Below are 15,172 nucleotides of genomic sequence, written 5' to 3'. Positions count from 1 at the left end.
ATCGATATCCAGTGGTGTGAATACCCTGTGAATTTAGAAAAGAAGAGTCGCCCTATAAGCCGGATCCTGTAGTTCTTTCGAACCGATCACCATCCATCTAGATCTGCAATTGCTTGCAGATTCAAGCAACCTACCCGATAGCTTGCGCGAGCAACGCACTATCTTCTTGGTCTTGCTTCAGGTGGGGTTTACATAGCTACATGTATTACTACATGCACTGGTGGTCTCTTACACCGCCGTTTCACCCTTACCAATATTGCTATTGGCGGTCTACTTTCTGTTGCACTTTCCCGCGGATTGCTCCGGGTGGGCGTTACCCACCACCTTGCTCTGTGAAGTCCGGACTTTCCTCGGTCCAGTCTAGAAATTAATCTAGAGCTGCAACGCGGTGATCCGGGCGACTCTTCGTTGGCTAATGGTACGGGAGTTTAATTACCGCTTGCCACGTAATCTTTCAGGGCCTGGCGCTCGGAATCGAGTTCATTCACATGGTTTTTTACCACATCACCAATCGAAACTATCGAGATTAGGGCTCCATCGGCAGCAACAACTGGAACGTGACGTATCCGAAGCTCAGTCATCATCGTCATCAGTTCTGCAACGGTCGAATCCGCGGTGCAGGTGTGGACATCGACGGTCATGATGTCGCGAACATGCATCCCAATTAGTTGGTCGAGCTTGCCCGGCATTGCTCGGACAACATCTCGCTCCGAGACGATGCCATCGATTTTCTTTCCATCACTAGAGACAACTAGGGCCCCGACATGGTGTGAGTTTAATGAGCTCACCAAATCATGGATGCTGGCACTAGCTGAAATAGTTTCAACGCGCTTTCCTGAGATTATGCTGCCAATCTTCATAGGCCACTCCTTAACTTTTGAGTGGTTCCATACTGCTCTCTTGCCAGCAAGAAGCAATAGGGCGGGTTGGTTAAATCTTCTCTTTTCCTGAACCACCACGGGTGGCATAGAGGCTAGTAATCGCAGTAACCGTAAGCGTAGTAATGATGACTGCCAAACTTAGCTCGAGTGAAATCTCAGGCACGTGAACCCCGATGCTATGTAGGGCGTGGAGGACCATCTTGACTCCGATAAAGGCCAAGATAAATGCGAGTCCACGAGATAAGTGAATCAGGCGATCCATGAGTCCTTGGAGTAAGAAGTAAAGCTGGCGCAAGCCCATCAGCGCAAAGATGTTTGCGGTGATGACTACGTAGCTGCTGGTCGTCAGACCAAGAATGGCCGGAATGGAATCGAGGGCGAAGATTAAATCTGTAATGCCAAGGGCCACAAGTGCGATGGCAAAGTTACTGAAACCTCGTTTGCGCATAAATACGACAAGCTTTGACTCTTCTTCTTCCACATTCTCTTTCTCATTAACCAACTTATAAGCGGTGAAGATCAGGAATGCGCCAAAGAAGAAGAAGACCCAGGTGAACCTGGAGACAAGTGCTACGCCAAGGAAGATAAGGATGACGCGCAAAACAATCGCAATCAGAATTCCGTAAAGCAGGACGAGCTGTTGCGACTCTTTCTTGATCTTGAGTGTGGCGAGCAGGATGATAAAGACAAAGAGATTATCAACTGAGAGCGAATACTCGGTGAGCCAGCCGGCAATGAACTCTTTGCGGTACTCAGCAGGAGCCCACTGCGGCAGAAAGTAACCAAATGCAATGGCGGCAACGACGTAAAAGAGGGTCCAACTTAAGGCTTCGCGTGGAGTTGTCTCTTTATGTCTGCGCACGATTGCCAGGATTAAATCGGCAACTATGACTGCGCCAAGTACCGCAACAGTTACTAGCCATTCTGTCGATGAAATCATCGTAAGTGTCCTCTTTCATTTACTGACCGCACAGCGCGTAGACCATCAGATGGCCAGATAGAGATAGAGGATATCGAACATGGCGCCGCATCAACGTGGAAGACCGCTTCGGCTGGTGCTCCTATGGCCAATCTCACCGCAGTCTTGATGACTCCGTTATGTGTCACAACAATTATCTTCTTACCTGGGTACTCAGCCACCAACTTCTCGAGCGCTTCTTCAATGCGCACTGTTGCCTGGTCCCAGGACTCTCCCCCACCGGGTGCGTAGGCAGTTGAGTTAAGCCATGCTTGATATGCATCGGGCTCTTCTTCCCTTACCTCTTCAATTGATTTCCCATCCCATGATCCAAATGAGAGTTCAAACCAGGCTTCATCAAAGATGATTTCAAGTCCGGTGGTGCGCGCGATTGCTTCAGCTGTTTGTCGGGTGCGATTTAGCGGGGATGCGATAAGAACTTCGGCACCCAACTTCACAGCTTCTTCTGCAACAAGTTCTGCTTGATCCAAACCATCTTGCATCAGCTCTGGGTCAAGTGCTCCAGTTCCGGAGAATTTACGGGTGGGTGTGAGAACTGTTTCCCCGTGGCGCACAAAATAAATAAAGGTCGGAATTTCAGCGCTGCGCAAGCGATCAGTCAGGTAATTCTGTTGAATGACGGCGGCCGGTTTATGGGCACTGCCACCATCGAGTGCCTTATTGGCTAGGCGATCGGCATGCGAATTCTCATCGCGAGGAATCCAGGAATAGGTAACAAGTGATGGCGTGTGAGCATCGCGGCATTGCTTAGCTAAATCGCGCATATCAGCATGCTTAATCTGCCAACGGCCCGACATCTGCTCAACAACTAACTTAGAGTCCATCGCAACTTCCACGGTTGCCTCTTTATCCAACTGATGGATATGAGAAAGCCCAGCGAGTAGGCCGTTGTATTCGGCCACGTTATTTGTTGCCACCCCTATAACATCAAAGAGTTCGGCGACGATCTTGCCGTTTTCAGTAACAACTGCGCCATAGCCAGCAGGGCCTGGGTTTCCCCGAGAGCCGCCATCTGCCGTTAACTTAAAGTGACGAGCCATTAGTGATCACGCACCAATATGCACCGACATTCTTCACATCTAATAACTTCATCATCTGCCAACCCGGTGATTCTTTGCAGCTCATGTGCATTAAGGGTTAAGTGGCAACCCTTGCATTGATTTCCAGCCAGTGCTGCCGCACCTATTCCACCATCTGCTCCACGGATTTTTTCATAGAGCGCCAGTAATTCAGCGCTGACTGATTGCGTGGTTGCCGCACGATCTGTGGCAATTCCTTCAAGTTCGGTGTTAATTGCAGCCATGGCATTTTCTTTGCGGATATTTAAATCAGCAATGATTGCCGCAAGCTCTGCTTCCTCTGCCGTTAAAGCCGCAATGCGCTCTTTGAGTCCATCTACTCGCAACATGATTTCAAGCTCAACTTCTTCTAACTCAGATCTGCGAGCGCCTAAAGTGACAAGCTCATGTTGAGTCTGCTCAAGTTCTTTTGGGGTTCCGGTGCCGGATGCCAGTCGGGTCTCATCACGAGTAATGCGAGTAACGATCTGCTCAACATCACCTTCAGCACGTAGTAGCTCGCGCTTGACATCGCTGAGTTCGGTTTCGGCGGCAATAAGTAAGTCGCGCACATTGTTCGACTTGATGGTGCTCGAAGTTATCTCAGCTAGTTCGGGCAGGGTCGCTGCCTTGTTCTTTAAGGTGGCGCTGTGAAGGTCAAAATTTTGAATATCGAGGATGCAACGCTGGTCGCTAGCGCTAGCTTTCACGGCGTTCTCCTCTAGAAAAGTGGCGGTGCAATATGTAATTCTTAGCCGAACCTTACTTTACCCAGTGCGCCAGCGGCTACTTAACGCTGAAGGAGTAGCTGCCTTTGACTGGATGACCATCTTCTGAGACCACACGGTAGGTAACCAAGTAAGTGCCCTTCTTCAGGGTGCCCACGATCTTCGTCGTTGCTCGCACACCACTGACAATCGTTGGTGACTTATCAACGCGCTTTCCCCGTGAGTCGGTAACTTTCAGTGCATTGATTTTCTCTTTATCTAGCGTTAATAAAGTTTCGCCAAATTCAATCCACACAGATTTAGGTGACTGCGTCAGAATGGCACTTTTCACTGGGTTTGTCCGTGCTATCTCGGCATGGGCGAATGCACCTGGCGCTGCGGTATGAGAGATAAAAAGGATCAAGGCCAGAAGTAAGAATGTGCTGGCAGACATCAAAGTGTCTAGAAATTTACTAGCTTTTATCCGATGTCCACGCATAAAGTCATAGTACCTGCGAACCTAGACCTACCCACACCAGCAGGCATCTGGGAGAATTTCCATATGGCACGGCGTATCCCTGTAGATGTGAAGAATTACTACGACAATGCACCTTCACCTCATCGCCAGACGATGTTAGAGATGCGCGAGCGAATTCTGCAGATTATTCCTGAGGCCCAAGAGGTTGTCAGTTATGCCATGCCAGGCTTTAGAGTTGATGGCGAGGTTGTTGCAGGCCTACTGGCCAATAAGAAGCATGTCGGGTACTACCCATTTAGTGGATCTATCTTGAAGTTATTTCCAGAGGAGTTAGCAAAATTCACCACAACAAAGAGCGCGATTCACGTCCCAGTAGATAAACCTCTCACAAAGACCTTGCTTGCTAAGTTGATTAAGGCAAGGATTGCGCTATGAAAAAGTTATTGGCTACGACGATTTCAGCCGCCTTCCTTTTATCAGCATTTGCCCTACCTGCCACAGCCGCTGTGAAGGCCGGTGCAACGTGCTCGAAAGCAGGAACTACGAATACAAGTGCTGGAAAGAAGTTCACTTGTATTAAGTCAGGTAAGAAGTTGGTGTGGAATAAAGGTGTAGTCATAATTTCCTCAACGCCGACACAGGCACCCACCCCTAATCAATCTGGCGCGCCTGAGGAGCTTCCTGTGGTTTCGCTAGCTTCTGATTTCATTTCTGCATCTGAATGTAAATTAAATAAGGCAGGAAATAACCCAGATCTTAACACTGGATTTCCTAGAGAGCGAAAATATATTCCAGCAACCGGTGATCGAAAGTCCATCGTATTATTTGTTGATTTCCCAGATCTACCTGCAGATCAACGTGCAATTTCCGTATGGAAGCAGACTCAAGTGCCGTGGGCGGAAAAGGCTCTTGCTGCAATGAGTTACGGGAGATATAAACTCAAATACGAGTTGCAAGAAAAGTTTTATCGTATTTCAACTCCTTATGGCGCATACATAAAAAGTGAAGCCGGAAATGCGCCAGGTTCAATTCCTGCTCAAGCCCTAGAGACAAATAAACTACTCACGGATGCAATAGTCGCGGCTGACCCTGATATAGATTTCTCGAAATACGATTTTGTTAATGTAGTAACTCCCACATTTAAACCGAAAACTGAGGGTGGAGCATCTGGTGGGCAAGGTTTTAGTGCTGATGGAAGAACTTCGTTTCTGGCCACACTCGGTCCTATTGATGAATATCTAGATGACTCAACTAAGAAAAATTGGTTGCTTCATGAAACGGGCCACCTGCTTGGACTCAACCATATTTATGCCGGTGAAAGAGGGCCTGCGGGTTGGGATGTCATGGGCAATGTTTTTGGAATGGATGATTTCCTTGGATTCAACAAATACTTCCTAGGTTGGATCGAGGAAAACCAGGTTAATTGCATAAGCGCCAGCTCTAGCAAGGAGTCAATTCATCTCTTAACACCCGTGGGCACCACTTCCACAGGAACAAAGATTGCGATGATTAAAATAAGCCAATCTAACGGTGTGGTCGTAGAGCTACGAAGGAAAACTGAGCTCGATAATCTGTCAGAGGCGAATTCCGGTGTAATTGTCTACACGTTAGATACCAGTATTCCCGATAACCAGGGTGCTATAAACATTGTCTCCAACCCGACAAAATTTGGAAGCGATACAAGAAAAAATAGAGTGCTTCTTGGGTCTATGGGCGTCGGAGAATCGACAATCACAAACGGGTTCAAAATCAAGGTGATAAAGAGTGTTACAGCTGGCGCTTACGTATCAATTAGCAAGGCAAATTGAAGTAATGAAGAAAATTGGAATCTGGGCTCTCACATTATTCTGCCTTACTGCATTTCTTAATGCTCCAGCCAGTGCTGCCGTGAAGGCAGGTGCAATGTGCTCAAAAGCAGGGACCACGAATACAAGTGCTGGAAAGAAATTCACTTGTGTTAAATCAGGTAAGAAGCTGGTGTGGAATAGGGGTGTTGCTGTTGCAAAGCCTGCCGCAATTCCAAGTGCTCAGCCATCTAGTGCTGCCTCACCAACACCAAGTGCGCCAGCAGAAAAGATTCCAGTGGTTCCTACTTCACTAGAAAACCTTGAAGCCAACTACGAAGGAATCCCTTACTCATCCTGGAAGAACTCACAAGATAATTTGGAGAAATACAAGACCACGGATCTCAAAGTCACTATCACTTTCGGGCCAAACTCTACTGAGAGATATCCCAACAAAGTTACTGAAGATATGGTCAAGCTTGGTTCAAGGGTGATGGGGGCACAGAAACAACCTCAAGAAGTAAGGTTTGTGGAATTCAATAAAACTGATATCCCTTGGGCTAGAGAAATGGCTGCAAAGTACGTGAGTCCATTTAACCTTGGTATTTCACTGCCAGATCAGGCTGAAGAAAAGTGTTCTGGCGCTGATTGCGATGGCGCAGTTACAAATATCGCAAGTGGTGTCGGTTTAATCCTGGTGGGAATCTCAACACCAGTAGATCGCTTCGGAATCGTAAAGTTCAAAGGACAAAATGACATACATGAGTATGTTCACGCAGTTCAAGGAATGATTTTTGCAAGTCAAGGTGGAAGACCCCCTTCTACCCGCACACCTTGTTGGTATGCAGAAGGTCAACCTCAAGCGATTTCTATCGTTACTGCAGCCAAGACATATTCTGATTACATCGCCTTGAGAAAGAGCTGGGTGACAAATAACCGATGGCTATTGAAGGACTTTGAGGCCGATAGCATCGAAGAATTCATGCGACTCGGGATGAAAGTTCCATGCCCAGATGGAACTCGCGACTTGAACTTCTCCCTTGGCTACATACTCCTTGATGCCCTAGTTGCTGCTGGCGGCATCGATAAGACATTTGATGTGCAAGCAGCAATTGCTACTGGGTTAACTTTTGAAGAAGCTTTCAAGAAGGTCTACGGGTTAAGTTGGGCTGAAGGCTCTGCAATTCTTGCGAGGGTTGCGTCAAGAACATATAAGGAATTGAAGAAATAGTCTTGGGTAGTAATGGTCTTAAAGTCAGCTCTAAAGAGTTATTTTCTTTAGAATCCTATCATCACTGATGAGCTGAAGCTGATACCCCTTTAATTTCTGTGAAGCCTTCAGTACTAGTTGTCCATCTTCAGAGTATGTGAAGGAAATCTTCTTACTCGCAGATCCCTTCTTCACAGCGATAGCCCTCAGTGATGGGTTGACCGCAGAGATTTCTACATTGCTAGTCAGGGTAAAGGTGCTGCCCTTCTTAACCTTCTTAAATTTAGAGGTTGTAATCTCGTTTTCAACTATTGACTGAATCTCTTCAAGTGTGGCGCTTCTGACGTTCTCATCTGCATTTGGCAGGAATGTGTAGCCAAGCTCTAATGCAGTTGGAGTCTTATCGGGATTTAGATTCGCGATTCGCGCTTTCTCTTCTGCATTTGGAATAAAGGTGTAGTCAAGCTCTGCTTGCGTTGGGCTTCCATCAGGATTCTTAATCCATGCTGGGTTTTCCGGAGTTGCTATAGGACCTGTTGCACCTTGCGGTTCAGGACCGTAAATAGGAGTTCCATCGGTGTTAAATCCCTGTGTAATCATTCCTGGTGGTGGAGGTGGTGGTGGGGGTAGCTTTGCACGTTCTTCTGCATTTGGAATAAAGGTGTAGTCGAGCTCTGCTTGTGTTGGGCTTCCATCAGGATTCTTAATCCATGTTGGATTTTCTGGAGTTGCTATTGGTCCCGTTGCACCTTGTGGTTCAGGACCATAGATTGGAGTTCCATCCGTGTTAAAGCCCATGAAGATATCTGCATAACTTGGAGTGCTAAAAGAAAGAATTCCAATGACAAGTGCAACGGTGAGTTTCTTGCCACCTGCGGTTATTTTCCTGCACGTCATGAGAGAAGAATACATTGAGATAAACGTGGGCGGCGAGGGTTTCGAACCCCCGACATCCTCGGTGTAAACGAGGCGCTCTACCACTGAGCTAGCCACCCGGCTAATGTTGCTTGCGAATACTACTTTATATATACGAAAGTAGGAAAATCATGCGTAAGAAGAGCGAGATTAGAGAGCTGCAATAGCAGTTTTGTAATCGCCATTGTTGCGAGCATCGCCTAGGCCTTGAACTACTGACCAGCGCACAATGCCTGCTTTATCAATGATGAATGTTCCACGCAGTGCGCATCCGATATCTTCATTGAAGATCCCATAGGCCTTAGCTGCTGCGCCATGTGGCCAGAAGTCTGCCAAAACAGGGAATGTGTATCCCTCTTGTGCCGCGAAGATCTTCTGAGTGTGCATGGAATCGCATGAGACGGCAAGGACTTGCACGTTATCGTTTTCAAATGCTGAAATGTCATCGCGGATGGCACAGAGTTCACCGGTGCAAGTGCCGGTAAATGAGAATGGAATAAAGACAAGAACTACATTCTTCTTACCCTTAAATGATGAGAGGGAAACCTTGCTGCCGCTCTGATCTTTTAGCTCAAAATCTGGGGCTACATCACCGATTGCAATTGTCATTGCGCGAATCTATCGCTTGCCCGCTTTTCGTGCCACTAGACGAGTTGCGGTCCAATCAGCTGCCACCGCTAAGGATGAAGTTTAGCTGAGTCCACATGTGGGCGCTGCATCTTGAATATCACTTGGCTCCACATGGCCAGTGCGACCAACCTTTGGAGTGAGCACCCAGATGGAACCGGTTTCAGAAAGATACGCCATGGCATCCATTAATTCATCTACGAGATCGCCATCATCTTCACGAAACCATAAGAGAACGGCATCAATGACTTCATTGGTGGAACCTTCAAGAAATTTGGTTCCAGTAATTTTCATGATCTCGCTGCGGAGAGCGGCATCACAATCTGCCCCATATCCCACCTCGAGGACGAGCTCTCCTTGAGCAAACCCCATGCGCATTGCCACGGGATAAGTCCACCGAATGTGACGAATATTTACAAGGGTTTCACCTGTACTTACCCTTCTTTTTTTGTGCTTGCACCCATTTTGGGCGAGAATACGGCCATGACTGAATTCGATGGATTCCCAGATCAGATAATCGATCAACTTGTAGATACGGATCCAGGTGAAACGGCAGAATGGCAGGCCTCCTTCGACGCCGCCCTCACAGCAGCCGGACCAGTCCGAGCTCGTTATTTAATGCTCTCCCTGCTTCGCCGGGCGCAAGAGAAGAACATCGGAATTTCCCAACTTCGCACCACTGATTACATCAACACAATTTCTCCAGAACACGAGCCAGAATTTCCTGGCGATGAAGTAATGGAACGTCGTATTCGCAGATTTAATCGCTGGAATGCGGCGATGGTGGTGCACCGCGCGCAGCGTCCAGGTGTAGGCGTTGGCGGACACATCTCTACCTACGCTTCATCTGCATCCCTCTATGAAGTTGGTTTTAACCACTTCTTCCGCGGACAAGATCATCCTGGTGGCGGAGATCAAATCTTCTTCCAAGGTCACGCCAGTCCCGGCATGTATGCACGAGCATTTCTAGAAGGTCGCTTTACTGAAAATCAACTTGATGGATTTCGCCAAGAACTCTCACACCAAGGCGGCGGATTATCTTCCTACCCACACCCACGTTTAATGCCAGAGTTTTGGCAATTCCCAACGGTATCTATGGGTATTGGTCCGATTAATGCAATTTATCAAGCACGCTATAACCGCTACTTACATAACCGTGGCTTTAAAGATACAAGTGATCAAAATGTCTGGGCATTTTTAGGCGATGGTGAAATGGATGAGGTCGACACCATTGGCGCAATCGGTCTGGCCTCTCGCGAGAAGCTCGATAACCTCACCTTTGTTGTGAACTGTAACTTGCAGCGCCTCGATGGTCCGGTGCGCGGTAATGGCAAGATTATTCAAGAGCTGGAATCAATGTTCGGTGGCGCCGGTTGGAATGTGGTCAAAGTTGTCTGGGGCCGCGAGTGGGATCCACTACTGGCACAAGATCGTGAAGGCGCTCTCGTTAATTTGATGAACACCACCCTCGATGGAGATTTCCAAACATTTAAGGCCGAAAATGGCGCATTTGTTCGCGAACACTTCTTCGGTCGCGATCCACGCACTGCCGCAATGATCGCTGGTTGGTCTGATGATCAAGTCTGGGGACTTAAGCGCGGTGGTCACGACTATCGCAAACTCTTTGCCGCATACACAGCTGCTGTACAGAAAAATGGAAAGCCAACAGTCATCCTGGCCAAGACCATTAAGGGCTGGACCCTTGGTTCGCACTTCGAAGGACGTAACTCCACCCACCAGATGAAGAAGATGACGCTGGAAGACATCATCGAATTCCGCGATCGCCTTAATATTCCGCTCACTGACGACAAGTTAGATAAATACACACCTTCTTACTACCGCCCACCAGCTGATTCACCTGAGATGAAATACCTAGAAGAGCGTCGCCGCGAATTAGGTGGATCAATTCCACGTCGTCGCAAAGTATCAAAGCCTTTGCCGCAGCCAGCAGATGAAGTCTATGAATCTGTGCGCCGTGGTTCCGGTCAGCAAGAGATTGCCACAACGATGGCATTTGTTCGTATGCTCAAAGACTTAGTAAAGGATCCAGGACTTGGCAGCCGCATCGTTCCGATTATTCCTGATGAGGCTCGCACATTTGGCCTTGATTCATTGTTCCCAACGCTAAAGATCTACTCCCCTCATGGTCAGCAATACATGGCGGTGGACCGCGAACTCATGCTCTCTTATAAGGAATCAACTACTGGTGTGATTTTGCACGAAGGAATTAACGAAGCGGGATCAGTTGCATCCTTTACCGCAGTTGGCTCTTCCTACTCCACACATGATGAACCAATGATTCCGATCTACATCTTCTACTCCATGTTTGGATTCCAGCGCACTGGAGATGCCTTCTGGGCCGCCTCTGACCAGTTGGTACGTGGATTCGTCATGGGAGCAACAGCTGGGCGCACAACCCTGAACGGTGAAGGCCTGCAGCATGAAGATGGACATTCGCATCTACTGGCTGCAACTAACCCAGCAGTGGTTGCATACGATCCTGCCTTTGCTTACGAAGTCGGCCATATCTTTAAAGATGGTCTGCGCCGGATGTATGGCGAGAACAGTGAAAACATTTATTACTACATGACTGTTTATAACGAGCCATACCTGCAACCAGAAGAGCCGGCAAACCTTGATCTTGAAGGTCTGCTCAAGGGAATTTATCTCTATGCACCTGCCTCTAAGCAGCGCAAGAAGAATGCTCAAATTCTGGCATCTGGTGTGGGAGTGAACTGGGCCATTAAGGCACAGAAGTTACTCGCCGAAGATTGGGGCGTAGCAGCCTCGGTCTGGTCTGTGACTTCCTGGAATGAACTTCGTCGCGATGGGCTAGAAGTAGATCGCCATAACATGCTCAATCCAAGTGATAAGAAGAGTGCCTATATCCATGACAAGCTTGCTGGAACACCAGGGCCGGTTATTGCCGTCTCTGACTTCATGCGCGCGGTGCAGGACCAGATTTCACCATGGGTACCAAATCAATTCCACTCACTTGGTACTGATGGCTTTGGTCTTTCCGATACTCGCGGTGCACTTCGTCGCCACTTTAAAGTCGATGCCGAATCAATTACGGTGGCAACACTTGCTGAGCTTGCTAAGGCAGGGGAAGTAAAAGAATCTGTTGTGCAAGAAGCTATTGATAAATACCGAATCTTTGATGTGAGCGCTGCAGATGCTGGCAACACCGAAGGTTCTGGCTGAGCTAGCTCTGTCTGGCGCTCTCTTGTTTGAGAGCACTTGTAAAGAAGATAGTTGCCAGCATCATGGCTGTTGGAATCATCATGGCAAGTGCGATTGATCCTGTGAACTGAATGGTCCAGGCAACAATCCATTTCACGGCAAAGGTAAGAACGGTATTTGTCACACCAAACTGACCCACCACCACAGCACTCGGTAACTTAGAGCGACGATTTGCTGCAGCAAAAAAAGACGGTGCCACAAATGATGAGCCAAGGCCTGCCATTGCATAGCCAAGGATGAACAATGAGTAGGACCACCACGTCAGATTTGCCGGCAAATGCGTTGCCACAATAATGCAGCCACCAAAACCGATTCCGGCAAAGATAACTCCACGTTTGGCCCAGACCTGAATCGGTGCTTTATCTAGCAATCGAGAGATGAGAAGCCGGCCCACAATCATGGCGGCTGTGAAAACAATAAATGGCGCCGTACTCAGGCCCGCCGAAATATCTAGCCGCTCCTTGGGAAAGATTGTCCCCCAGTCACCGAGTGCGAATTCTAAATAAATCACACACGCCATACCAAGGCTGACTGGCCAATCAATTTCAAAAGAGGTAAAAATGTCTTTAATTGTGTAGTCATGATCAGTGCTTGTATTAGGTTCAAGCAGCACCGCTTTAAGTCGAATCACTATTGAAAGCATGATCACAGTAAGAAGAACTGAAAGGATGGTGATGTGGGTCGTGAGAGCTACCCGGCCTACTAATAGCCCGGAGAGGATTGATGTGGCAAGTGATCCCGCACTCCAGTAACCAGCGGTACTGGTGATGACATTGATGTTGCTGCGATTAAGCAGGTGAAACCCATGAGAATTCAGGCAGACATGTACTGCGGTAATTCCGAAACCGAATGAAATATTTAAGAGCAGAAATAGAATGCTTGAGCGCACCTGCACCAAAAAGGTCAGAGATGAGAAGAGTAGAAGAATTGATGCAATCGTGACCCGAAAGGCACCGAATTTGTGGAGAATATGCCCAACGGTGAGAAGTCCAAGAAATGCACCAATTCCGCCTGTGCTCACAAGTGAACCAAAGGCGCCATTTTCTAATTGCATATTGGCTTTTACTTCTGGAAAGCGCGGGAGCCAGGCCATGATGCCAAAACCAAAACAAACAAAGAGAGTGTGAAGGAGTTTCTTCTCTTTGCTATGGTCAATCACTGATGACATCAGAAAAGCGCGTTTGCTAATTGTGCTCGAGCTTTAATCACTCGTGGATCGGCAGGGTCAACTAAAGCAAATAGTTCAAGGAGGCGATCTTTAACCAGCTTCTGCTCATCTGCTTCCAGAACCTGAACCAAGCGAAGTAGGCGTTCAAAGCCTGGCTCAAGATATCCACTCATCACTTCCACATCGGCACACTGCATCTGAATAGAAATATCATCTGGGTTCGCCGCCGCCGACTCCATCACTTGATGAGCATCAATGCCTTCGGTGCGAAGAAGTAGTTGCACTTGCGCAAGTCCGAGCTTTGCAAAATTATCGTTCGGTTTACGAGCAAGTAGTTTCTTGTATGCCGCTTCGGCGCTTTCATAATCTCCCTTATCAAGGGCGGCTAGCGCTTCATCTTCTTCTGGCTCCGAACTTTCTGCTGGCTCTTCACCGATTCCTTGCTTTGCGGCAATGGTGAGAATTTTGTTCATCACTTCCCGAAGTTGGGTTTCAGTCAGTGATTGCTCAAGGAAAGGGATTGCTTGGCCTGCGATAAAGACAACGCCATAGGGAATCGTGCGCGCTTGCAGGGCTTGGGCAACAGGTGCCTGGGTGTCGATATCAACTGTTGCTAGCGCCCACTTTCCATTATCTGCCGCTTCCAAATTCGCCAGTGATCGAAGCACGGTGACAGATTCGGCAGAACGATTCGACCAACAGATGATTACTACTGGTTTCGTATTCGATAGTGGAAGTATCTCTGACTGCAGATTCTCAGTAGTGACAACTATTCCTGGCATCGCAATAGAAGTATCTGGTGCTGGTTTACCCAGTGAACTTAAATCTACTGCCTGAGAAAAATTAGGTGGCAAGCTCATTACTGAATCATGCCATCAACTCGTACCGTGACGCCAGAATCGCGGCGAAAGGGCAAAACATCAGCAATATAAGCCTTTGCCGCAAATTCCAGACCCACATCATGTCCTGCTTTTTCACTTAAGTACCAGCGGTGTTCTAGCGTCTCATGAAAAAATTGAGCAAGTTCAATTCTGCCTTCGTGCTCTGGTGGAATCAAATTAACTGTTGGTCTAAAGACTTCATCAAGCCATCGCTTGGCTGAATCGGCTACCGGTGGTTTCGGAGATTTCTCGCGGCCCCGAAAGCGATCAAATGAGGCAAGCAGCCTTTTAGCTTGCAGCTCTTCTGTTTCTAGCCCGATTAATTCGCGCAATCGATTCTTGTGATAACCGGCGGCAACAAGTTTGGGTTGGAAGACTAAGCGACCTGCATCTTCGCCTTCTTCCATAGAAACTGAGACTTCTTCCACTGCAAAACCGAGGTCATGTAGCTGACGCATGGCACGTTCAACTGCGTGGCGATCAGTGGGATCAAGTACCTGGCGATCTTTTAGTGCAGACCACAGCCGGTGATACCGGTTGATAAGTGCGGTACTTGCGCGGATTGGGTCCATGCCCGGATAGAGAACTCCCGACAGTTGTAGATCTTCTAACTCTGCTGCAACGTTAAAGTGGGCAATCTCTAAATCATGTTCGCGCTGTCCAGCCGTTAAAGTTTTTTGAAACTCACCCGTTTCCGCATCGACTAGATAGGCGGCATAGGCTTCAGCATCTCTGCGAAATAAAGTATTGGAAAGCGAACAATCGCCCCACCAGAAACCAAGCAGGTGCAGGCGCACCAGCAACAGCGCCAGTGCATTGGCCATCAGCGTTACTTCTTCACCAGTAACGTTCTTATCACTGAGTACAACGCGGTAGGGCAATGAGTACGGCAAGAACCTAGTGACGAGGGCGCAGGGAAGTTCTTCACCGTTGTTATCGGTGCGACCCTCGATGACGGCAATCGATTGAACGCTAGGAGAATTCAGATGTGTAAGCTCTCGCAAAATCTTGTACTCGCGGTTTGCAAACTCTGCCACCGTCTCTTTGACGGCGTAGACCTCAGATTCGGGGTCATCGGTAGAGCGCACCAAGCGCACTACGTGGCGGGAGATGCCTCGTTTTTCGGCCAGCAACGGATCTTCCGGCCATTGCTCCAGCGGCAGGTTCCACGAAAGTCCGGTGACGGCAGCAATCTCTTCACCCAGTCCCGTTATTCGTAGCGCCATGGGAGTTATTCTCTC

The 15,172-nt window shown here is 48.2% G+C and carries 14 protein-coding genes, 1 tRNA gene, 1 other RNA gene and 1 pseudogene; 4 read left to right on the top strand and 13 right to left on the bottom strand.

Annotated elements, in window-relative coordinates; translation table 11 throughout:
- Positions 1-39 precede the first annotated feature (39 nt).
- The 6 genes from rnpB to A1sIIB142_RS01400 form a co-directional block, all read right to left on the bottom strand.
- Positions 40-405: RNase P RNA component class A (rnpB, locus tag A1sIIB142_RS01425), an RNA gene on the bottom strand.
- 23 nt (positions 406-428) lie between these two features.
- Positions 429-860, bottom strand: a complete 432-nt coding sequence (locus A1sIIB142_RS01420; protein ID WP_095674455.1) for a CBS domain-containing protein — start codon at positions 858-860, stop codon at positions 429-431.
- A gap of 70 nt (positions 861-930) precedes the next feature.
- A complete protein-coding gene (locus A1sIIB142_RS01415; RefSeq protein WP_190283278.1) occupies positions 931-1,821 on the bottom strand; it encodes a TerC family protein in 891 nt (296 codons plus the stop codon).
- Entirely contained in the window at positions 1,818-2,900 is a 1,083-nt protein-coding gene (locus tag A1sIIB142_RS01410; protein WP_095693370.1) for a bifunctional RNase H/acid phosphatase, read from the bottom strand. The genes A1sIIB142_RS01415 and A1sIIB142_RS01410 overlap by 4 nt, the downstream gene beginning before the upstream one ends.
- A complete protein-coding gene (locus tag A1sIIB142_RS01405) occupies positions 2,900-3,628 on the bottom strand; it encodes a zinc ribbon domain-containing protein (RefSeq protein WP_095693369.1) in 729 nt (242 codons plus the stop codon). The genes A1sIIB142_RS01410 and A1sIIB142_RS01405 overlap by 1 nt, the downstream gene beginning before the upstream one ends.
- A 76-nt stretch (positions 3,629-3,704) precedes the next feature.
- Positions 3,705-4,079: a copper resistance CopC family protein gene (locus A1sIIB142_RS01400; RefSeq protein ID WP_190283277.1), complete on the bottom strand. Its 375-nt coding sequence runs from the start codon at positions 4,077-4,079 to the stop codon at positions 3,705-3,707.
- Positions 4,080-4,112: 33 nt separating this feature from the next.
- Here A1sIIB142_RS01400 and A1sIIB142_RS01395 point away from each other — a divergent pair, with 33 nt between their 5' ends.
- The 3 genes from A1sIIB142_RS01395 to A1sIIB142_RS01385 are packed head-to-tail and all read left to right on the top strand — an operon-like array spanning position 4,113 to position 7,118.
- Complete coding sequence (locus tag A1sIIB142_RS01395) at positions 4,113-4,538, top strand: iron chaperone (protein WP_095693367.1); 426 nt, start codon at positions 4,113-4,115, stop codon at positions 4,536-4,538.
- Positions 4,535-5,911, top strand: a complete 1,377-nt coding sequence (locus A1sIIB142_RS01390; protein WP_095693366.1) for a metallopeptidase domain-containing protein — start codon at positions 4,535-4,537, stop codon at positions 5,909-5,911. The genes A1sIIB142_RS01395 and A1sIIB142_RS01390 overlap by 4 nt, the downstream gene beginning before the upstream one ends.
- Positions 5,912-5,915: 4 nt before the next feature.
- A complete protein-coding gene (locus A1sIIB142_RS01385) occupies positions 5,916-7,118 on the top strand; it encodes a hypothetical protein (RefSeq protein WP_095693365.1) in 1,203 nt (400 codons plus the stop codon).
- Positions 7,119-7,148: 30 nt separating this feature from the next.
- Here A1sIIB142_RS01385 and A1sIIB142_RS01380 read toward each other — a convergent pair whose 3' ends face one another.
- The 4 genes and pseudogenes from A1sIIB142_RS01380 to A1sIIB142_RS01365 form a co-directional block, all read right to left on the bottom strand.
- Positions 7,149-7,994, bottom strand: coding sequence for a hypothetical protein (locus A1sIIB142_RS01380; RefSeq protein WP_125898844.1), 846 nt, complete (start codon positions 7,992-7,994; stop codon positions 7,149-7,151).
- Positions 7,995-8,020: 26 nt separating this feature from the next.
- A tRNA-Val gene (locus A1sIIB142_RS01375) sits at positions 8,021-8,092 on the bottom strand.
- A 70-nt stretch (positions 8,093-8,162) separates the two neighbouring features.
- Positions 8,163-8,621: a peroxiredoxin gene (locus A1sIIB142_RS01370; RefSeq protein WP_095693363.1), complete on the bottom strand. Its 459-nt coding sequence runs from the start codon at positions 8,619-8,621 to the stop codon at positions 8,163-8,165.
- Positions 8,622-8,630: 9 nt separating this feature from the next.
- Positions 8,631-9,011, bottom strand: a pseudogene (locus A1sIIB142_RS01365) (DUF3052 domain-containing protein).
- Positions 9,012-9,122: 111 nt separating this feature from the next.
- Between A1sIIB142_RS01365 and aceE the strand changes: the two are divergent.
- Positions 9,123-11,843 carry a pyruvate dehydrogenase (acetyl-transferring), homodimeric type gene (gene aceE / locus A1sIIB142_RS01360; protein ID WP_095693362.1) on the top strand — a complete coding sequence of 907 codons (2,721 nt, stop codon included), beginning with the start codon at positions 9,123-9,125 and terminating at the stop codon, positions 11,841-11,843.
- Between the two features lies 1 nt (position 11,844).
- On the opposite strand, the gene A1sIIB142_RS01355 is transcribed toward aceE, so the two are convergent.
- Genes A1sIIB142_RS01355 through A1sIIB142_RS01345 form a run of 3 tightly spaced genes read right to left on the bottom strand, consistent with a single transcriptional unit; the run spans position 11,845 to position 15,157 of the window.
- Positions 11,845-13,050, bottom strand: coding sequence for an MFS transporter (locus A1sIIB142_RS01355; RefSeq protein ID WP_095693361.1), 1,206 nt, complete (start codon positions 13,048-13,050; stop codon positions 11,845-11,847).
- Positions 13,050-13,910, bottom strand: a complete 861-nt coding sequence (locus A1sIIB142_RS01350; RefSeq protein WP_095693360.1) for a co-chaperone YbbN — start codon at positions 13,908-13,910, stop codon at positions 13,050-13,052. The genes A1sIIB142_RS01355 and A1sIIB142_RS01350 overlap by 1 nt, the downstream gene beginning before the upstream one ends.
- Positions 13,910-15,157: a DUF4032 domain-containing protein gene (locus A1sIIB142_RS01345; RefSeq protein WP_095693359.1), complete on the bottom strand. Its 1,248-nt coding sequence runs from the start codon at positions 15,155-15,157 to the stop codon at positions 13,910-13,912. The genes A1sIIB142_RS01350 and A1sIIB142_RS01345 overlap by 1 nt, the downstream gene beginning before the upstream one ends.
- Positions 15,158-15,172: the final 15 nt, after the last annotated feature.

The sequence above is a fragment of the Candidatus Planktophila versatilis genome (assembly GCF_002288345.1).
GTDB lineage: Bacteria > Actinomycetota > Actinomycetes > Nanopelagicales > Nanopelagicaceae > Planktophila > Planktophila versatilis_A.
This window is presented reverse-complemented; position numbering and strand designations above follow the sequence as displayed.